Below are 18,277 nucleotides of genomic sequence, written 5' to 3' on the forward strand. Positions count from 1 at the left end.
CCCACGTGTTCTATATCTTTCAATATAGAGCCAACTGAGAAGCTGCTGTCTTAGGGTGTAGAGATTATTCTACAGTGATCCCCATGCTTCGTGCAGTTCCTTCAACCATGCGCATTGCTGCTTCAACGTTAGCTGCGTTTAGGTCTTCCATTTTTAATTCAGCGATTTCTCTTACTTGATCGCTAGAAACTTTCGCAACTTTATTTTTGTTTGGTTCACCTGAACCTTTTTCGATTTTAGCTGCTTTTTTCAATAGAACAGCAGCTGGCGGTGTTTTTGTAACGAATGTGAATGAACGGTCTTCGTATACAGAAATAACAACCGGAATGATCAAACCTGCTTGATCAGCTGTACGAGCGTTGAATTCTTTTGTGAATCCCATGATATTGATACCCGCTTGACCTAGTGCAGGACCTACTGGTGGAGCTGGAGTTGCTTTCCCTGCAGGAATTTGCAATTTAACGATTTTTTCTACTTTCTTTGCCACGAGACATACCTCCTTAAGTCCGTGATGTGGTTAATTGGAGATGCATATTTCTCCTCCCACGTTTTATCTGATCTGAAAAAATCCAGACAAATAATGTGCAAAACAATGCACACTGGTACAGTATAGCAAATTTATTTGTTTTTTCAAGATTTTTTTCTGCTATTTTTACATTTTGCTTGAATAAACGCTAAATTTATTCTAAAAAAACAACAATTTTACGTTCCTATTTCTTCTTTTATGTTACACTTGCGCTAGCATGGTTCAACAGATGAAAACAAACAATAACGCGGTTTTTTAGACCCTTGTACAAAGATTCCTACATAATAAAATGAGGTGGAGAAAATGAAAGATTTAAGGTATAGAAGTGTCTTTGATATTATTGGACCTGTGATGATTGGTCCAAGTAGCTCCCACACAGCTGGAGCAGCTAGAATTGGGAAGATCGTACGCAGTATATTTGGCGAGCAACCTGATTCTGTAGATATTTATCTATATGAATCATTTGCAAAAACCTATCGGGGGCACGGAACAGACATTGCATTAGTTGGCGGTCTATTAGGAATGGAACCTGATGATGAACGTTTAGCTGATTCTTTGAAATTGGCATATGAAGCTGGCATGGAAGTCTTGTTTGTTCCTAAGAGTGAAAAAGCCGAACATCCAAACTCTGTAAAGATGCTTCTAAAAAAAGGAACACGAAAGCTTTCAGTTACTGGCATTTCGATTGGCGGTGGCAATATCCAGATTTCTGAATTGAATGGATTCAAAATTTCTTTAAGCATGGGAACACCTACCTTGATCGTTGTCCACCAGGATGTTCCAGGGATGATCGCTAAAGTGACTGGTATACTTTCTGAAACCAATACGAATATCGGTACTATGACAGTGACACGGGAATCAAAAGGCGAAAGTGCCATCATGATCATTGAAGTAGATAATCCTCAAGTTGAAGAAACAGTAAGAAGACTCAAACAGCTGCCAAATATCGACAGCGTAAACTATTTCGATTAAGGAGCTGAAAAAATGTTTTTATCGATTGAAGAATTAGTAGACCAAGCGAAAGCTTATTCAAGTGTAGCAGAATTGATGATTGCAGTTGAAATGGAAATGAGCGGCCGTTCCCGTAGTCAGATCATTGCGATTATGGAAAAAAATCTTTCAGTAATGGAACAATCAATCAACGAGGGAAAAGAAGGTGTCACCTCCGTCACAGGGATTACCGGTGGCGATGCAAAAAAATTAGATGATTATTTGATCGAGGCAGATTTTTTGAGCGGAGAAACGATCTTAAAGGCTGTACGCAACGCTGTAGCTGTTAACGAAGTCAATGCAAAAATGGGATTGATTTGTGCTACACCGACTGCTGGAAGTGCGGGGGTTGTTCCTGGTGTGTTAATGGCTGTCCGAGATCGGCTTGGTTTGTCACATGAACAGCAATTGGAATTTTTGTTTACTGCTGGCGCTTTCGGGTTAGTAATCGCGAACAACGCTTCTATTAGCGGCGCAGAAGGGGGTTGTCAAGCAGAAGTTGGTTCTGCAAGTGCAATGGCGGCGGCAGCTTTGGTTTGCGCAAAAAACGGGACTCCTCATCAAGCAGCTCAAGCAGTAGCCATCACATTGAAAAATATGATGGGACTGATTTGCGATCCTGTTGCAGGTTTAGTTGAAGTACCTTGTGTCAAACGTAATGCTTTAGGGTCTTCTCAAGCTTTCATCTCTGCTGATATGGCATTAGCGGGTATCGAAAGTGTCATTCCACCGGATGAAGTCGTTGCTGCGATGTATCAAGTCGGACGTCAAATGCCATCGATTTTCAAAGAGACAGCAGAAGGCGGCTTAGCTGTTACGCCAACTGCTAAGCGACTTACAGAAGAGATTTTAAATAAGAGGCCGTAAAAAAGCTGCCTAGTTTCGAACATTAAGAGATTAGTTACTTCCATCACAAAAAAAACGAAGAGAAGCACAGTTAGGCCTCTCTTCGTTTTTTTATTAATCCATCAATTTCGTATTTTTTACTTCATCAATCGTTTTTGTTCCTGCAAGTTGCATCGTGATCGACAATTCTTTGTTCAGGTGTTCAAAAACAGAAGTTACTCCTTCTGCCCCACCTAGATTCAATCCATAGATCACTGGTCGGCCAATCGCAACTAAATCAGCACCACTTGCCAAAGCCTTAAAGACATGTTCTCCTCGACGGACGCCAGAGTCGAAAATCACTGGCACACGTTTATTGACTACTTCGGCAATTTTTGGCAATACTTCAAAGGAAGCAGGACCTCCGTCTAATTGTCGACCCCCATGATTAGATACCCAGATACCATCTGCCCCTGCAGAGATAGCGATGGCTGCATCTTCTGGCGATTGTATTCCTTTTACGATGACTGGAAGATTGGTGATTTCTTTGATTGTTTTGATGTCATCTGGTGTCAAGCCTTGTTTTGCGGCTGCATAAATTTCTGCAATTCCTTTTCCTTCGCCATTCCCACTTGCACTTTGTTCGCTATAAGCAGCTAAATTAGGCATTGGTAATGGAAATTGGAATTGATTGATCACATCTTCTTCACGGTAACCACCGAGCGTTGAATCTGCCGTTAAAATGATGGCTTTAGCCCCTGCTTCTACTGCTTTGTTCAAAATGAACTCATTGAATCCATCATCTTTACTCATATATAATTGGAAAAACTGCGGTGCGCCTGGCGCTGCATTTGCTGCATCTTTGATTGTCGTATTTGCATAAGTGCTGATGGAAAAGATTGATCCAGCAGCAGCTACCCCTTTAGCTGTATCAGCTTCCCCTTTTTCATGTGCCAATCCTTGGGCCGCTGATGGCGCTTGGATAATCGGTGTGTCTAATTCAATTCCAAAAACAGATGTACTCAAATCTGCTGAGTCGATTCCGCGTAATATCCGTGGCATGATTTTTTTTGTATTAAAAGAAGTCGTATTTTCTTTCATCGTCCACTCATCTTCAGAACCACCGCGAATATAGCCAAAAGCTCCTGCTTCCATTCGCTCTTTTACACGACCTTCTAGTGAGGCAATGTTTACAATATCGATTGGATGTTCTTCATTACTTGTATGATAAGTCATAGTAGATCCTTCTTTCATCTTCTTGATTACATATAAATCATACTATCCTTACAAAAAGTAAGCAAATATTTACTCTCGGATCCTTTTCTTGCTATTCGTTCCAAACAAATCGACTAACAAGCTGATCTACTTCTTGGTTTTCATGAAGCATACTATGAGCGGCATTTTCGCCTTTTACTATTTTTTCTTCTACTTCATTTCCGTGTTGTTTCAACAACGCATAGACAGCTAATGCACTGTTTAACGGTACTGTCCCATCACTCAAGTCTGCTTCATCTAATTGTCCGGCAATCAGGAAAAATCGAGTAGTTGTAGGCATATTTCCGATCATTTGCTGATAATCTTGATAGCGGCTAGAAACAACAGCAGGCCCCTTTGCTAACTCCTCTGTCAGAGATTGTCCACTGTCATCGACAAAATCATTAAAAGGTGCACCAATTGCCGTAAATGTCTGAACTTGCGGCAATGACGTATCCTGTCCATATGTTCCTAAATAGCGTAATGCACTAACTCCTCCCATGGAATGCCCCACTATGTTGACTTTGTCTATGCCCTCGTTTTCTTTCAGATACAAAAGACAAGATTTGATCCATTCTGCTTGGTTCCACTCATTGTTTTTATTATCTTCAAACAATACTTGGACCATCGGATTGTCTGCTTTTTCAGACAAGTCCCCTTCTGCTTGTATTTGTCCATCTGCTCCTACTATTAAAACCAATTCTTTTACTGCTTTTTGATTTTTTTCCAAACGTTGCAACATCCCTTTAAAGGAATTTTCTGTCCCACTGTAGCCATGGAAAAAAAGTGTTGGAATAGTGGTTTTTTCTATCACTTTACTGGATTCTACCGTTTTTTCTTTATCAGAAACTACAGTAGTCTTCGTCTTCGTCGTCTGGCAACCACTTATCGCAAACAAGCTGATAAGTACTAAAGCTGCTGTAGCCGCATGTTTGCATACATTTTGGATTCGATTTGTCATTCGCCTCTTCCTTTCCATATAGAAAAAAGAAAGACTTGAAAGGTCAATCGTATGATCGACATTTCAAGTCTCTTTATTAATCGATTTTATCAACTTGATCGAAATCAAGTTCTGTACTTGTTTCACGACCAAACATATCGATGTTGACTTTCAATTTTTCTTTTTCTCCGTCAACTTCTGTTACTTGTCCTTCTAATCCAGCAAATGCGCCTTCGATGATTTTCACAACTTCGCCAACTTCTACTTCTAGATCATTTTGTCGTAGACTCATTCCGATAGAACGCAAGATATGATTGACTTCTTCTGGAAGTAGTGGTGCTGGTTTGCTTCCAGCTCCGTGTGAACCAACGAATCCTGTCACGCCTGGTGTGTTACGGACAACATACCAGGAAGCGTCTGTCATGATCATTTCAACAAGAACATATCCTGGAAATGTTTTATGAACGATTTCTTTTTCTTTCCCATTTTTGACTTCTGTTTCTTTTTCTTCAGGAACAACGACACGGAAAATAAAGTCGGCCATTTTCATACTTTGCGCACGAGATTCGATATTTGCTTTTACTTTGTTTTCATATCCTGAATATGTATGCAAGACATACCAGTTTTTTTCAAAAGATTCCATTGAAGGCTCCTCATTTCATTGTAAAATAAAAAAACCTCAGTACACCCGAAGTTTTTCTTTCGCTTCATTATAGCACTAAAAGCACGTTGTGGCTAGCGAGTTATTTTAAGATCCAGCCAAATAAACTTTGAATTGCTGTATCCATTACGTAAAACATCAACCCGAAAAGAATAGAAGTTTCGATAACTACCAACGTATCTTTACGAAGTTGTTTTCTGCTTGGCCAAGTTACTTGTTTGATTTCATCTTTTACGCTTTTTAGAAATTTCATGAGACATCCTCCTCTGCTGTTTATTTCGTTTCTTTATGTAATGTATATTGATTACAATATTTACAAAATTTGTTGATTTCTAAACGTTCGCCGCTTTTTCCTTCACTGACTGATTTTGTGTAGTTACGAGACCCACAAACGGAACAAGCGAGTGCTGCTTTTTTCTTTGCCATTTACTTCTGCCCCCTTGCTGAGAATCAGACTTATACTTAATAACAGTATCACGTAACTTTTTACTTGTCAATTTGTGAAATAAACTATCTATTGTTTTGGATAAAATTATGATATGATTAATTTGAAATTAAGCTAAAATGAGACAATTGGAGGTATAGCGATGCTATTAAAAACACTTGTATATAAGAAAAAAGATCTGACAACCGTTACAGAGACTAGTACATTAGAAGAAGCATTAAAAATTTTAGAAACTTCCGGATACCGTTGTGTGCCAATCTTAGATTCTTCAGGTAATATTTTCCGTGGAAATATTTACAAAATGCACATCTATCGTCATAAAGCAAACGGCGGTGATATGACGCTTCCTGTCACTCATCTTTTGAAAAATGCCACAAAGTTCATTTATCTGGATACTTCTTTCTTCAAAGTATTCTTTACGATCAAAGAGCTTCCTTACATTGCTGTCCTTGACAGTGAAAATCATTTTTATGGTATTTTGACACATAGCACATTACTTAATATGCTCTCTCAATCTTGGAGCGTAGAACAAGGAAGCTATGTGCTGACAATTGCTTCTACAGGAAAGCAAGGAGATCTGGCTGCTATCGCAAAAATCATTTCAAAACACAGTAGCATTGCCAGCTGCATTACTCTTGATATCGAAAAAGACGAATACATCCGACGTACGTTGATTACGCTGCCGGCAAACACTGAACCGAAAGTATGTGAAACGATCGTCAACCACTTAGAGAAAAAGAATTATAAAGTGGTAGAAATCGAAAATTTGCAAAACCAAGAAGCATAATAAAAACGACAAAAGAAATACAGCTCAGCTGCTTTCTTTTGTCGTTTTTTTACAATTAGACACGCTTTTCAAAATCAAGCGAACGATCTAAATAATACATCAATGGTGCTGAAACAGCCATGATGATGAACTCGCTTAATGCAAGTGTGCCATAGGTTGTCCAAAATGCTTGGCCACCTGTCGGAACTAGCATATAAGCAATCAATCCCATGCTGATAGTAAAGAAGATCGTGTTCAATACTAAACGCACCTTTACATTTGTCACTTTGTTTTGCAATAAAGCTGTCAGACCTAAAGAAAGCAATGTTTGGCCACCACCAAAAACCACATCCATGATACCAAATCCAAAGAAAGCATTATAGACGATGACCCCGCCCAAAACTCCCCAAAGTAATTTACGGTTAAAGACAACTAAATGATTCAAACTTTCTGAAATACGAAACTGGATCGGCCCTGAGGATACAGGCGCAACTAAAATAGTTAACGCTAGATAAAGAGCCATGATGATACCATTTACAACGATTACGGATAACCGTTGTCTGCTTTTCGTTTTTTGCATTTTCTCTCCTCGTTTCTCCTAGTTTTTTTAACGCGGGATGGTTGATGAACCGCGATTATGTGAAACAAACAATAATTATAACAGACTTTTCATTTATTTCAATCTGTCTTATCTACTTTTGAAAAAAGTAAATAAACAAAAATGTAAACGCTTGCTAAAAGTCTCAAAATATGGTATAAGATAAGTATAAGGGGTCATAAGAATTCCCAGTAAAGCAGACGAAGTAGGTTCTGCACGAACAGAATTGTTGTGAAACTTAAATAAATAAAAAAGGATGTGGGAATTTGAGCAACCTCTTACTAGAGAATAGTCTAGCAAGCAGCTGAAGGTCTAAGTGGACATACCGAACCTTGGAACTTCTCCTTACGTAAGTAATGGATGATGCGCTTGCTAGGCTTTTTTGTGTTTTTCGGTCTCCAGGCCTTTTTCATTCTCCTAGTCTTCTGCTATAATAACCAAGAATTAATTTTGTAACAGGTGTTTTTTTGTAAAAAACAAGTTTCTTTCATTCCAAAAATAGAAAAAGCTTGCTAATTATTGGTTAACCAGCAAACAGGATGATTAAAATATCTTGTTTTATTGAATAGCAGGAGGAAAATATGAAATTCCATTATCATTTATTGATCAATCCATCGGCAGGCAGTGGAAACGGCCATAAAGTAGCAGAAAAAATCTTGCCGGTATTAAAAAATAAACATGTCGACTATACCCTTCATTACAGTGAATACAAAGGACATGATGCGGAGATTGCTGAAATTCTGGCAAAAGAAACATTAGTACCTTGGACAGAAGAACAGGAAACAATCGAAACTTTTCCTCTTTTGATCATCGTAGGAGGAGACGGTACCTTGCATCAGGTACTTGATACTTTCTATCAGATGGAAGTTGAATTTCCTGTTGCTTATATTCCCGCAGGCTCTGGAAATGATTTTGCTCGAGGAGCGGGACTTTCCAAGAATCCTAAAAAAGCACTTCAGCTGATTTTAGCAGCTCAATCACCAGATAAAATCCATATAATGGCTTATGAAGAAAAAATAAGTGAAAAAAAAGGAATAGCTGTTAATAATTTCGGTATTGGATTAGATGCGGCTATCGTCCACGCGACAAATCATTCTTCTACAAAAGAGCGATTGAACAAATACAACTTAGGTTCTTTTTCGTATTTGTTCTCTATTCTCCGGACTTTATTTACTCAAAAAGGATTTCCAATTCTAGTGGATGCAGGAGGAAAGCAGTTAAGTTTTTCAAATGCATTTTTATGTACAGCAACGAAGCATCCTTTTTTTGGAGGAGGAATCGCAATTGCTCCAACTGCAGATGCGTCTAAACCAGTCATTGATTTTGTCGTGGTCGAACGAATCAATATTTTTAAAATCATATGGCTTATCCTTTTACTTATGCAGAAAAAACAATTGAAATCAAAATATTTCCATCACTACACAACAAACAGATTACGAATCGTTTCAACAACGCCGCAATATGGTCAAGAAGATGGAGAAGATGTCGCTCCTCGTCCTTTTGATCTGCAGTTTTCTACAAAAAATCAGTTATTTTTCAAGTAGTTTCGAGTATGAAGAAAAATTTTGTGGAAATGGCTGTTCACATTTTTGCATAAATTTGACTTCATACCGAGAAACTGTCTTTTGAACACCGTTTACCCAGACGGCATGAGCCTACAACTTCACTCCAAGTCACCAAGAATAATTTCAAAAAGCGGATGAGGCACAAGTCGTGTCACATCCGCTTTTTAAGTGATCAATATTGCCAATAAATAGCGCATACGTATCGTCAGATTCTTTTATAATGTATAAGGTGTAATGTTTTCCATACCAATCATTGGATCTACTAATTTCTGATTAATCGCTTCTGCAGTAAGAACGAACTCCTTAGGAACAGCAGGTTCTATCTCTTCTTTCTTTTCCTCTACAACCGACGAAGAAAACAGATCTGGTTCCACTGTTTCCATTACTTGGTTTTTCGATTCATTCGTTCCACTGTCGTCTTTTATAGTTAACTTTTCTTTTATGTCCTGCGACTCTTTCGTATAGGTCCCATCTTCAAATGGATCATTTCCAATCAAAGAATCTTCATAAGCTGCTAGTTTTGTCCGCAGAGTGATAGTCATTTCTTCATTATCGATGATTCTTGATTTCAGCGTAGTCATTCGGCTTGCCGATTCATTTGCTACACAAGTGGCATACGCTTGCTCTTCCCCTAACAAAATCAACAGTTCCTTACTCCGAGTAACCGCCGTGTAGAGTAGATTACGCTGAAGCATGCGCTGATATTGATGGACCATGGGCAAAATGACCATTTTGAATTCACTGCCCTGTGATTTATGGATCGAGCAACAATAAGAAAGAGTAATTTTATTCCACTCGTTTCTTTTATAAGTGACCTCATTTGCATCAAACTGGATAACTAATTCATCCACTTTATCTTCCGAATCTTTTGCCAAGATAATCCCAGTGATTTCTCCCATATCTCCATTGAATACATTCAATTCAGGAGTATTGACTAACTGGAGTACTTTGTCTCCTATCCGATAAACGGTGTCGTTCCAATGCACTTCCTTTTTCCCAGGTCTCCCTGGATTGAATATCTCTTGCATCATTTTATTTAACGCGTCGATCCCTGCAGGTCCCCGATACATTGGTGCTAATACTTGGATATCTTGTGCACGGAATCCCTTATTTTTCGCTTTTTCCACAATTTTAGAAATCAAGGGTTCAATTTGATAAGCGTCGCTTCGGAAATAGGAACGATCTTTTTGATTCTTTGTGAAATCTTTTGGTAGACGTCCTTCTTTGATTTCATGGGCAAGAGGAATAATACTAGAACCATCACCTTGTCGATAAATCTGATTGAGTTCCATTTTAGGAATTTGTTCGATTTCCAAAAGGTCATGTAACACTTGTCCAGGACCGACAGAAGGAAGCTGATCTTTATCTCCTACTAGGATAACCTGCATATTCGTCGGAATCGCTTTGAATAATGTGTTAGCCAGCCATGTATCGACCATAGACATCTCATCAACGATCAAAAGTCCGCCTTCTAATTCTTTCGTGCTGACTGAAGGTGTTTTTTCCCGTCCATTCAGCCCAAGTAAACGATGGATTGTACTGGCAGGCAGACCTGTTGTCTCGTTCATTCGTTTAGCTGCCCGGCCAGTTGGTGCTGCAAGCAGAATAGGAAAAATTTCTTGGGTATATTTTGACGGATCCAATTCCAGACCATTCAACTCTGCAAAAAGATTGACGATCCCATTGATCACAGTAGTTTTCCCCGTACCTGGTCCTCCTGTTAAAATAAATAGAGGGGAACGGATGGCTTCAGCGATTGCTTGTTCTTGCGAGGGTCCATACTGTATACCGAATATTTTTTCGATACGCCGAATATTTTTCTGCACTTCTTTTTCAGGATAATGGATTTCTTTTTTACGGCTGAGCAGACGCTGGATGGAATTGCCGATTCCCCATTCAGAAAAATACAAACTGTTTTCGTAAAGATTCGTTTCTTCTTGCTGGATTTTTCCTTCTTCAACAAGCTGGATAATCACAGTAGCAACCTGATCAGGCAGAATTTCGATTGGACGACTTGTTTCTAAAATACGGATGGTTTGCTGAAGCAATGTTTCCGCCGGTACGTATGTATCTCCTGTTTGAACAGCATGCTGAAAAATCTGATGCAAGATGGCTGCTCGGATTCTTCTAGGTGAATCTGCTGCAATACCGATTTGTTCGGCTAGATTATCTGCACGTTTGAACCCGATTCCTTCTATGTCTTCGACTAGCTGATACGGATTTTCTTCGATGATATCCAAAGACTCGTTCTTATAGGTCTGATAAATACTGAAGGCTAACTGACTACCGAATCCATAACGATTCAATCCCATGATTACTTGATCCATCCCGTGATTTAGACGAATGGTCTCAGCAAGCATTTCTCTTTTTGGCTTCGTTAAACCAGCGATTTGTTTTAATACCGAAGGATCAGCAATGATTTTTTCGATAGCATCTTCTCCCAGCAACTCGACGATTTTCTCTGCTGTTTTCTTACCGATTCCAGGGAATTTTTCGCTGGAAAGATAAGCTACGATCCCATTCGCAGTTGTTGGTTTTTCTTGCTCATATCTTTCGACTTTAAGCTGTCTTCCGTATTTAGGGTGATCCACTAGTTCTCCATAAAAACGATAGGTCTCATTTTCTTGGATATCGCCAAAGCTTCCGGTGACTACAATCTCTTTTTCACGGTAATCAGCTGTGGTTTCGCTGATGTGTACCAAAAGCACTTTGTAAAAATTACTAGGATTTTGAAAAAAAATCGCGGCAACTGTACCAACGAAATAAGGCATTTCTTCTGGCTGCATCGGAAGCCGCCTCCTTCTTCTATAGTAAAGGTTCTGGTGCTGTTTCAGTTCCTAAAAAATCTGTTTGGTTCCATACTTTCAGTTCATACGGCAATAATTTGCAAGGCTCTTCAGTCTCTAAAATCGTCAGGCTGCTATTGAACAAACCGCCCATTTCCCGCAACTCACTTAGCTCTTTCCCTGTCATCCATTGAATGGCAGCAGTTAATGAGGCCCCATGACCTACGAATAAAAGAGGTCCGTTTTTATGTTGAGCAACCGCATCCGCTACAACAGTTTCAATACGTGTGATTGCTGATTCAATCGTTTCTCCATGAAAAGGAGAAGGATCATATAGATCTAAGTGATTACGCAAATTCGGCAGATTATCTGGGTATTTCTGATACATTTCATCGATTGATTGTCCTTCTAAAGTACCTAGCCCTAGTTCTCGCAGTTTATCTGTATAAAAAATCTCTACCGGACGAGCAAGCTCTTTATTGATACCTTCTGCTGTATCGCGTGCTCGTTTTGCTGTACTGGAATAAATTGCTTTAAAAGGAACATATTTTACTTTTTTCCCAAATGCTTTGATTTCTTCATAACTTTGAGGCAAAAGCGGAGAATCGCCATTGCTCCCTTGAAAACGTCTTTCCTGATTCCATTGTGTCTTCCCATGTCGGGTAAAATATAGTTCCATACGCAGCAAACTCCTGTCTTACTTTTATTTTACTCTATAATAAACTGTCTAATCCAGCTTGTCATTTTCATAATGGTGCGTTAATTCTAAATTAGGGAATCCTTGCTGACGAAGTGCTTCGTACACAATCATTGCAGCTGTATTCGATAAATTCAATGAACGAACATGCTCATCATTCATAGGGATGCGCAAACACTTTTCCTCGTTTTCACGCATAAACGCTTCTGGCAAGCCAGTTGTTTCCTTTCCAAATAAAAAGAAGTGCTCTTCTCCATCAGCAAAATTTTCTTCACTGTATACCTTATGGGCAAATTTTGAGATCAAGTGTAGTTTACGATCACCTAAAAATGCTAAAAAAGCTTCTAAATCACTGTGATAAGTAATATTTACATCATTCCAATAATCTAACCCTGCTCGTTTCAGATGTTTGTCATCCGTTGAAAAACCTAGGGGCTCAATTAAATGAAGCGGCGTATTCGTGGCCGCACACGTACGGGCAATATTTCCGGTGTTTGCAGGTATTAACGGCTCGAATAAAACGATATGATTCATCAGGATCATTCCTCTCATATTTATGTTCGTTTCTATTTTCTGACAATTTGATTTTTGCATAAAAAAAAACGTATCAACTCGGTGTCAGTCACTGCGAGTCGTTACGTTAGTGAAGCTCTTCTCACTAACTTTTATCAGAACAGGAACCTGATAAAAACCAATGAAAAAACAACTTGTTGCTACTATAACACCCTCAACTTACTTTTGCAACCTCTACTCTTTAAAAACTACTAGAAAACCGTTTTCTCTTAGTTCCTTTTAATAATTCTATGTCAATTGTAATCTTATTCAAAGGATTCTTGTACAAGTCTGCTTTGATTTCCTCCTCCACTTGCCACTCTAAGGGCGACATTGCTAAAAGATCTTTTCGATTTTCTTCTGGTATCTCAAATTCATAGGTCACACGCTGACGTTCAGTTAGTTTCATCGATTCAGTAAACTTTGCGACTACACGATCATTGGAATAGCTTTGTTTTTCAGGTTGATTCGGATAAAAAGCCTGACGCAGTTCTTTTAAATAATTTTCTTGCGGCACTACCTTCAGCACCTCTCCATCTTCTGACAGTACACGTTGAAATTCTTGGTAATGAGAAGGCGAAAAGATATTTAAGATCGTGTTAAATGTCTGATCAGCAAATGGCAAATTGGTCAAATCCGCTACACACCAAAATGCCTCGACAGATTGTTCCGTAGCTGCATAGACCCCTTCTTTTGAAATATCAAATCCAACAGCAGTTTGAATCTTTTTCAATTTTGAAAGTTCATTCAAGAAGCTTCCTTCTCCACAGCCGACATCTAATAGCGAGACTTCATCAGGCAAATGCTGTGCGATAGTCTCAATAACAGGCTGATACATGCCTGATTGGATCATTCTACGCCTTGGAACGAACATTTCTTGATCGTATTCTGTTTTAACTGCGTGGGATAAAAAGTAAAGTGTTCCTTTTTTGGACAGATCAAAACGGTGATTATTTTTGCATATCAAGCCATTATCAGACTTTTCTGCCTCTGCTTGGCAAACTGGACAGCGGAACAGCTGATGTTTTTCTGCCAAAAACTGGCGTCCTCGGTCAATTTTTTTTAACATAGTTCCCCCTCATTTCTGTTTTATCTTACCGTTAGATGCTCACTTTGGCAACTGGTAAAAATATGATACAATGCCTACAAGAAAGTGAAAGACAAAGGAGAAGATCAGATGATCAAAGAATTTTGTGCTGAAAACTACACATCTATTCCTCTGGCAATTGCCAGAGGAGCTAACCGAATCGAATTATGTGACAACTTAGCGGTCGGCGGAACGACCCCAAGTACTGGTGTGATCGAAGAAACATTAAGTTACGCAGGGGAAAAAAATATCCCTGTAATGACGATTATCCGTCCTAGAGGGGGCGATTTTGTCTATAACGATATCGAATTGAAAATTATGCATACTGATTTGATTGAAGCAAAGAAATTAGGGACGGATGGCGTAGTTTTTGGTTGTCTTACTCCCTCAGGATGGCTAGACGAAGAAGCATTGGAACTATTGATCGAAACCGCAGAAGGCGTACAGATCACCTTCCATATGGCTTTTGACAGTATTCCTGAAGAACGGCAATTTGAAGCAATCGATTGGCTAGCAGCGCACGGTGTTGACCGTATCTTGACGCATGGAGGCCCTGCTGATCAAACGATTGAAGAACATTTCCCACGGCTCAAAGAATTGATTGACTATGCAGATGGCCGTTTGATCATTTTGCCCGGTGGTGGCGTAACAGCAGCGAATGCAGTACATGTAGCTAAAGAATTAAACGTGAGTGAAGTCCACGGAACTAAAATCGTTGAACTTCAGCCATAATCTTATAAACAAAAAAACATTGGCAACAAGTATACTGCTTGTTGCCAATGTTTTTGCTTTTTACATAAAATACCCCATAAATAAAGAGGCAATATTGAAATAAATCAGTACACTTGTCAAATCACTCAAGGTCGTGATAAATGGACCGCTTGCTACCGCTGGATCAAATCCTAGACGATCCATCAGCATCGGAATCAAACTACCTGCAAGATTCGCCACTGTTATCGCAAACAACATGGCCATCCCTATCACAAACCCTAAGATAAAATTATGTTTCCAAAAGCCCACGATCAGAAAAATCGTAATCCCTGTAACAGCTCCTGTTACGACGCCGGTCAAGACTTCAGCCAAAACAAGTCGGACAAACCCGTGATCTTTGTCATCAGAGATTGCAAGTCGACGGACAGCCACAGCCAGCGACTGGGTTCCAGCATTACCAGCTGTTCCTGTGATCAGCGAAATGAAGACCGCTAAAATGCTCGCTTCACTTACCAAGTCTTCATAATGGCTGATTAAGGAAGCAGTAGACATACCTAAAAACAACAGAGTGATTAGCCAAGGCAAACGTCGAGATGCTGCCTTTACTGGATTTTCATTGATTTCTTCCACATTGACCCCGGCAAGTCCTGAATAATCGCTGGCAGCTTCATCATCAATAACGTCAATGATGTCATCAACTGTGACGATTCCCAACAAATGATCATCATAATCGGTGACAGGAAGAGCTAAGAAGTCATAATCCCTGAATGTTTGTGCCACATCTTCTTGGTCGTCGCCTACATGAACTGAAAGCACCCGCTCGCTCATCAGATCAGAAATCATAGCATCATCATCATTCACGATTAGGTCGCGTAGAGAAATAACCCCCACTAGTTGACCTTCTTGATTAACGACATAGATGTAATAGATTGTTTCAGCAACATCTGCTTCATTCTTCAACACATACATCGCAGAGCGAACGGTTTGATTTGCTACGATCGAAACAAATTCAGTAGTCATGATTGCACCAGCTGTTTCGTCTTCGTAATGGAGCAATTCCTTGATTTCACTGGCATCGTCTGCAGACATCAAACTTAAATATTTAGCAATTTGCTTTTTATCTAACGTATTAAGCAAATCGACAGCATTATCTGTATACATCTCAGAAAGCATATCCGCTGCATAGCTAGGACGCATCTCATCCAGATATTCTTTCATATGTTCGTTGTCTTCTTCAATCACATCGAACATATCCGCTAATTCTTTAGGCGACAGATAGGAATAGATCAGCTGCCTGTTCTCTTCTGTAAGAGATTGGTAGAACTGCCCCTGCTCATAGATATGCATCTCTAAAAAACTGTTTCTGAATGCCTGAATATTATTTTCCCTTAAATCTTGAGTCAACTGGGCAAATCTTTCCTCTAATTCTTGATTTTCATCCAAACCAATCTCACCTCGCCTTATTCTTCAAACCGTCTCACAACTGCCTCCATGTCTGCGGCTAAAGGCTGCTTGAACTCCAGCAGCTCTTCTGTAAATGGGTGGTAAAAACGCAGATCATAACAATGAAGGGCTTGTCTTTTTATTCCCAGATCCATTCGTCCGCTATACATATCATCACCGAGCAGTGCACAGCCAATGGCGGAAAAATGAACTCTTATTTGATGTGTCCTTCCTGTATGCAACTGGATATCAACTAACGCGATTTCTGCTAGTCGCTTCTCTATCCAGTACTCCGTCTGTGCAGAACGTCCTTCATCAGAGACCATTCGCTTCAGTAGCGAAGAATAATCTCGGGCAATCGGCAAATCGATATGTCCATGTGCCGATAAATTTGAAAGCATTCCACTGACTAATGCCTGATATTTTTTTACAAACTTCTTTTCACGAAGTTGCGTGTCTAATTTCGCGTGCGCAAACCCATGCTTGGCAAAAAGCATCAAGCCAGACGTATCACGGTCTAGTCGTGTAACTACATGGATTACTTGGTTTTCGTACCCTTGTTTTTTGTAATAAGCCTTTACACGATTAGCCATTGTCCCATTTGGATGGTATTGGGCAGGAATGGACGAAACGCCTGCTGGTTTGTTTACTACCAGAACATGTTCATCTTCATACACGATATCGATCGGCGTTTCGTCCAAAAGTACGGTTTCATGTTCTCCTTCAGCAGGAATCACAATGGTTACCTTATCATCCTTGGCTAGAGAAAACAAGACATTTTCTACTTGATCATTGACTTTGATTTGACCGCCTTGAAATTTTATTTTCGCTAACAGACCTTTTGAGATCCCTTTTTCTTTTAAAAAATATTTTACCTGCTGAGAATGATCTTTCTCATAATCCCATGTAAACTGCATATTAATCCTCACCAATAAAGGCATCTTTCACGCGATGCCAAAAATGCATATGTCGATAAGAAGCAAAATGGATCCGTTCTTCTGCTATTCGATAATAAATAGAACGGATATCTGCTTTTGCGACATTCAATTGATCAACCGTTACAAGATAATCTTCTGTATTTTCCAATTTTATTTCCAACCACTCATCATGGGCAATCACGATTGGAGAACCCAAAGTACGAAACACTCGATTATTCAGCGAAGCAATCTCAGCCAATTGAAAGGCATTGATACTAGGATGGATCACTGCACCGCCGACACTTTTATTATAGGCAGTCGAACCAGTGGGTGTAGAAATTGTCAATCCATCTCCTCTGAAACTTTCAAACAATTCATTTTTAATGTATACATCGGCTACCATCGTACGATTGGCCCGTTTAATCGTTGATTCATTTAGTGCTAAAAAATGCTGATCAGGCGTTTCATCCAAATAACTGATCCGAACATCCAGCAAGGGATAGCTGACACTTTGTTCCCGATTTGTTCGCAAGCTGTCTACTAGTTCTTCCAGCTCGTAATCTCGCCAATCAGTATAAAACCCTAAATGACCTGTATGCACGCCTAAGAAACGCACGTCATTCAGACAATGACTGTAGTGATGAAATGCCGATAATAATGTGCCATCTCCACCAATTGAGATGACCAATTCTGGTTCATGATCATCTCGCTGGATCCCAGCTTGTTCTAATAGTGTGTTCAAACGCTCAGCCACTTCTATGGTCTTTGCTTCTTTATTGTGAACGATCGCTACTTTCATCCCCTGCCTCCTCTCTTTCGCTTTCTTTCTTCAAAAGCGTTCGATAGTAGACATCATCTGATTTTCCTCTTCCATGGGAGAACAATCGCTGTGCTTCTTGGATTTCTTCACGGATACTGGACATCTCTTCATCCAGTTGATACGCAGCTTCTGCCGCACGCTGAAGTCGTTCGCTCATTTCTTCTGGAAAAACGCCTTGATATTTATAATTCAGCGAATGCTCGATCGTTGCCCAGAAATTCATCGCAAGGGTCCGTATTTGGATTTCCGCCAAAATTTTCTTCTCACCACTGATCAGCTGTACAGGATACTCGATCACCAGATGATACGAACGGTAGCCACTTGCTTTCTTATTAGTGATGTAATCCCGTTCTTGAAGAACTTTCATGTCTTTTCTTTTACGGATAATCTCAACAACTTGATGGATATCTTCTACAAACTGACACATGATCCTTAAGCCGGCAATATCAGACATTTCTTCTTCTAAGCGTCCCATCGGAATATGACGTAACTGTGACTTTGTTACGATACTGTCAACTGGTTTGACTCTCCCAGTGACAAATTCAATTGGAACATGACGATTTTGTTCACGAAACTGTTTACGGATTCCCCGCAGTTTCACTTTCAATTCTGATACAGTTTGTTCATATGGTGCTAAAAATGCTTCCCAATCTCGTTCCATAGCTGATACCTCTACTTCATTAACATTCATTGT

General features: G+C 39.6%; 20 protein-coding genes and 1 riboswitch. Of the genes, 5 read left to right on the forward strand and 15 right to left on the reverse strand.

The window, feature by feature from the left end:
* Positions 1–64: 64 nt before the first annotated feature.
* Positions 65–487 (reverse strand): 50S ribosomal protein L11, encoded by a 423-nt coding sequence (gene rplK / locus IGJ53_RS12210; protein WP_002291638.1) that lies wholly within the window; start codon positions 485–487, stop codon positions 65–67.
* A gap of 342 nt (positions 488–829) precedes the next feature.
* Here rplK and sdaAB point away from each other — a divergent pair, with 342 nt between their 5' ends.
* Both sdaAB and sdaAA read left to right on the forward strand, forming a co-directional pair.
* Positions 830–1,498 (forward strand): L-serine ammonia-lyase, iron-sulfur-dependent subunit beta, encoded by a 669-nt coding sequence (gene sdaAB / locus IGJ53_RS12215; RefSeq protein ID WP_010732884.1) that lies wholly within the window; start codon positions 830–832, stop codon positions 1,496–1,498.
* Between the two features lie 12 nt (positions 1,499–1,510).
* Complete coding sequence (gene sdaAA / locus IGJ53_RS12220) at positions 1,511–2,383, forward strand: L-serine ammonia-lyase, iron-sulfur-dependent, subunit alpha (protein ID WP_259741989.1); 873 nt, start codon at positions 1,511–1,513, stop codon at positions 2,381–2,383.
* A 93-nt stretch (positions 2,384–2,476) separates the two neighbouring features.
* Here sdaAA and IGJ53_RS12225 read toward each other — a convergent pair whose 3' ends face one another.
* The 5 genes from IGJ53_RS12225 to rpmG all read right to left on the reverse strand — a co-directional run bounded on the left by IGJ53_RS12225 (position 2,477) and on the right by rpmG (position 5,622).
* The gene (locus IGJ53_RS12225; RefSeq protein WP_438750371.1) at positions 2,477–3,577 is read right to left on the reverse strand and encodes a lactate oxidase; all 1,101 of its coding nucleotides are present in this window, start codon (positions 3,575–3,577) and stop codon (positions 2,477–2,479) included.
* Positions 3,578–3,668: 91 nt separating this feature from the next.
* Positions 3,669–4,574 carry an alpha/beta fold hydrolase gene (locus IGJ53_RS12230; protein ID WP_259741991.1) on the reverse strand — a complete coding sequence of 302 codons (906 nt, stop codon included), beginning with the start codon at positions 4,572–4,574 and terminating at the stop codon, positions 3,669–3,671.
* Between the two features lie 58 nt (positions 4,575–4,632).
* Complete coding sequence (gene nusG, locus IGJ53_RS12235; RefSeq protein ID WP_002294580.1) at positions 4,633–5,178, reverse strand: transcription termination/antitermination protein NusG; 546 nt, start codon at positions 5,176–5,178, stop codon at positions 4,633–4,635.
* A gap of 100 nt (positions 5,179–5,278) precedes the next feature.
* Complete coding sequence (secE, locus tag IGJ53_RS12240) at positions 5,279–5,449, reverse strand: preprotein translocase subunit SecE (protein WP_002373121.1); 171 nt, start codon at positions 5,447–5,449, stop codon at positions 5,279–5,281.
* A 20-nt stretch (positions 5,450–5,469) separates the two neighbouring features.
* Positions 5,470–5,622: a 50S ribosomal protein L33 gene (gene rpmG / locus IGJ53_RS12245; protein ID WP_002294578.1), complete on the reverse strand. Its 153-nt coding sequence runs from the start codon at positions 5,620–5,622 to the stop codon at positions 5,470–5,472.
* 161 nt (positions 5,623–5,783) lie between these two features.
* Here rpmG and cbpA point away from each other — a divergent pair, with 161 nt between their 5' ends.
* Positions 5,784–6,428: a cyclic di-AMP binding protein CbpA gene (gene cbpA, locus IGJ53_RS12250; protein WP_002315667.1), complete on the forward strand. Its 645-nt coding sequence runs from the start codon at positions 5,784–5,786 to the stop codon at positions 6,426–6,428.
* A gap of 55 nt (positions 6,429–6,483) precedes the next feature.
* Here the strand turns inward: cbpA and IGJ53_RS12255 are convergent, their stop codons facing one another.
* Entirely contained in the window at positions 6,484–6,987 is a 504-nt protein-coding gene (locus IGJ53_RS12255) for a QueT transporter family protein (RefSeq protein ID WP_010732881.1), read from the reverse strand.
* Between the two features lie 12 nt (positions 6,988–6,999).
* A riboswitch (PreQ1 riboswitch) is annotated at positions 7,000–7,046 on the reverse strand.
* A 540-nt stretch (positions 7,047–7,586) separates the two neighbouring features.
* Between IGJ53_RS12255 and IGJ53_RS12260 the strand changes: the two genes are divergently transcribed.
* Positions 7,587–8,549, forward strand: coding sequence for a diacylglycerol/lipid kinase family protein (locus tag IGJ53_RS12260; RefSeq protein ID WP_010732880.1), 963 nt, complete (start codon positions 7,587–7,589; stop codon positions 8,547–8,549).
* A gap of 236 nt (positions 8,550–8,785) precedes the next feature.
* Here the strand turns inward: IGJ53_RS12260 and recD2 are convergent, their stop codons facing one another.
* The 4 genes from recD2 to IGJ53_RS12280 form a co-directional block, all read right to left on the reverse strand.
* On the reverse strand, positions 8,786–11,356 hold the full coding sequence (recD2, locus tag IGJ53_RS12265) for an SF1B family DNA helicase RecD2 (RefSeq protein ID WP_010732879.1): 2,571 nt from the start codon (positions 11,354–11,356) through the stop codon (positions 8,786–8,788).
* Positions 11,357–11,375: 19 nt separating this feature from the next.
* Positions 11,376–12,035, reverse strand: a complete 660-nt coding sequence (locus IGJ53_RS12270; RefSeq protein ID WP_010732878.1) for a histidine phosphatase family protein — start codon at positions 12,033–12,035, stop codon at positions 11,376–11,378.
* 48 nt (positions 12,036–12,083) lie between these two features.
* The gene (trmL, locus tag IGJ53_RS12275; protein ID WP_002328916.1) at positions 12,084–12,587 is read right to left on the reverse strand and encodes a tRNA (uridine(34)/cytosine(34)/5-carboxymethylaminomethyluridine(34)-2'-O)-methyltransferase TrmL; all 504 of its coding nucleotides are present in this window, start codon (positions 12,585–12,587) and stop codon (positions 12,084–12,086) included.
* A gap of 220 nt (positions 12,588–12,807) precedes the next feature.
* Positions 12,808–13,674 carry a methyltransferase domain-containing protein gene (locus IGJ53_RS12280; RefSeq protein WP_098042026.1) on the reverse strand — a complete coding sequence of 289 codons (867 nt, stop codon included), beginning with the start codon at positions 13,672–13,674 and terminating at the stop codon, positions 12,808–12,810.
* A gap of 108 nt (positions 13,675–13,782) precedes the next feature.
* On the opposite strand from IGJ53_RS12280, the gene IGJ53_RS12285 reads away from it, so the two are divergent.
* Positions 13,783–14,424, forward strand: coding sequence for a copper homeostasis protein CutC (locus IGJ53_RS12285; RefSeq protein WP_259741992.1), 642 nt, complete (start codon positions 13,783–13,785; stop codon positions 14,422–14,424).
* Positions 14,425–14,484: 60 nt separating this feature from the next.
* On the opposite strand, the gene mgtE is transcribed toward IGJ53_RS12285, so the two are convergent.
* From mgtE to IGJ53_RS12305, 4 genes are read right to left on the reverse strand one after another with little or no spacing between them, the layout of a single operon-like run.
* On the reverse strand, positions 14,485–15,846 hold the full coding sequence (gene mgtE / locus IGJ53_RS12290) for a magnesium transporter (RefSeq protein WP_002315660.1): 1,362 nt from the start codon (positions 15,844–15,846) through the stop codon (positions 14,485–14,487).
* Between the two features lie 17 nt (positions 15,847–15,863).
* Positions 15,864–16,763, reverse strand: a complete 900-nt coding sequence (locus tag IGJ53_RS12295) for an RluA family pseudouridine synthase (RefSeq protein ID WP_010732876.1) — start codon at positions 16,761–16,763, stop codon at positions 15,864–15,866.
* Position 16,764: 1 nt separating this feature from the next.
* Positions 16,765–17,562, reverse strand: coding sequence for an NAD kinase (locus tag IGJ53_RS12300; protein ID WP_002315658.1), 798 nt, complete (start codon positions 17,560–17,562; stop codon positions 16,765–16,767).
* Positions 17,537–18,244, reverse strand: a complete 708-nt coding sequence (locus IGJ53_RS12305) for a GTP pyrophosphokinase (protein ID WP_002309982.1) — start codon at positions 18,242–18,244, stop codon at positions 17,537–17,539. Before IGJ53_RS12305 ends, IGJ53_RS12300 begins: the two co-directional genes overlap by 26 nt.
* Positions 18,245–18,277 lie beyond the last annotated feature (33 nt).

The organism is Enterococcus sp. DIV1283b, assembly GCF_051710965.1.
Taxonomy (GTDB): domain Bacteria; phylum Bacillota; class Bacilli; order Lactobacillales; family Enterococcaceae; genus Enterococcus_B; species Enterococcus_B lactis.

Excerpts from the sequence above, each read along its gene's own strand:
- sdaAA (WP_259741989.1), top strand. The coding sequence starts at position 1,511 with ATGTTTTTATCGATTGAAGAATTAGTAGACCAAGCGAAAGCTTATTCA.
- secE (WP_002373121.1), bottom strand. The coding sequence starts at position 5,449 with ATGAAATTTCTAAAAAGCGTAAAAGATGAAATCAAACAAGTAACTTGG.
- IGJ53_RS12280 (WP_098042026.1), bottom strand. The coding sequence starts at position 13,674 with ATGTTAAAAAAAATTGACCGAGGACGCCAGTTTTTGGCAGAAAAACAT.
- IGJ53_RS12285 (WP_259741992.1), top strand. The coding sequence starts at position 13,783 with ATGATCAAAGAATTTTGTGCTGAAAACTACACATCTATTCCTCTGGCA.
- IGJ53_RS12225 (WP_438750371.1), bottom strand. The coding sequence starts at position 3,577 with ATGACTTATCATACAAGTAATGAAGAACATCCAATCGATATTGTAAAC.
- IGJ53_RS12305 (WP_002309982.1), bottom strand. The coding sequence starts at position 18,244 with ATGGAACGAGATTGGGAAGCATTTTTAGCACCATATGAACAAACTGTA.
- recD2 (WP_010732879.1), bottom strand. The coding sequence starts at position 11,356 with ATGCAGCCAGAAGAAATGCCTTATTTCGTTGGTACAGTTGCCGCGATT.
- trmL (WP_002328916.1), bottom strand. The coding sequence starts at position 12,587 with ATGAATCATATCGTTTTATTCGAGCCGTTAATACCTGCAAACACCGGA.
- nusG (WP_002294580.1), bottom strand. The coding sequence starts at position 5,178 with ATGGAATCTTTTGAAAAAAACTGGTATGTCTTGCATACATATTCAGGA.
- IGJ53_RS12295 (WP_010732876.1), bottom strand. The coding sequence starts at position 16,763 with ATGCAGTTTACATGGGATTATGAGAAAGATCATTCTCAGCAGGTAAAA.
- IGJ53_RS12230 (WP_259741991.1), bottom strand. The coding sequence starts at position 4,574 with ATGGAAAGGAAGAGGCGAATGACAAATCGAATCCAAAATGTATGCAAA.
- IGJ53_RS12260 (WP_010732880.1), top strand. The coding sequence starts at position 7,587 with ATGAAATTCCATTATCATTTATTGATCAATCCATCGGCAGGCAGTGGA.
- rpmG (WP_002294578.1), bottom strand. The coding sequence starts at position 5,622 with ATGGCAAAGAAAAAAGCAGCACTCGCTTGTTCCGTTTGTGGGTCTCGT.
- IGJ53_RS12270 (WP_010732878.1), bottom strand. The coding sequence starts at position 12,035 with ATGGAACTATATTTTACCCGACATGGGAAGACACAATGGAATCAGGAA.
- sdaAB (WP_010732884.1), top strand. The coding sequence starts at position 830 with ATGAAAGATTTAAGGTATAGAAGTGTCTTTGATATTATTGGACCTGTG.
- IGJ53_RS12300 (WP_002315658.1), bottom strand. The coding sequence starts at position 17,562 with ATGAAAGTAGCGATCGTTCACAATAAAGAAGCAAAGACCATAGAAGTG.
- IGJ53_RS12255 (WP_010732881.1), bottom strand. The coding sequence starts at position 6,987 with ATGCAAAAAACGAAAAGCAGACAACGGTTATCCGTAATCGTTGTAAAT.
- cbpA (WP_002315667.1), top strand. The coding sequence starts at position 5,784 with ATGCTATTAAAAACACTTGTATATAAGAAAAAAGATCTGACAACCGTT.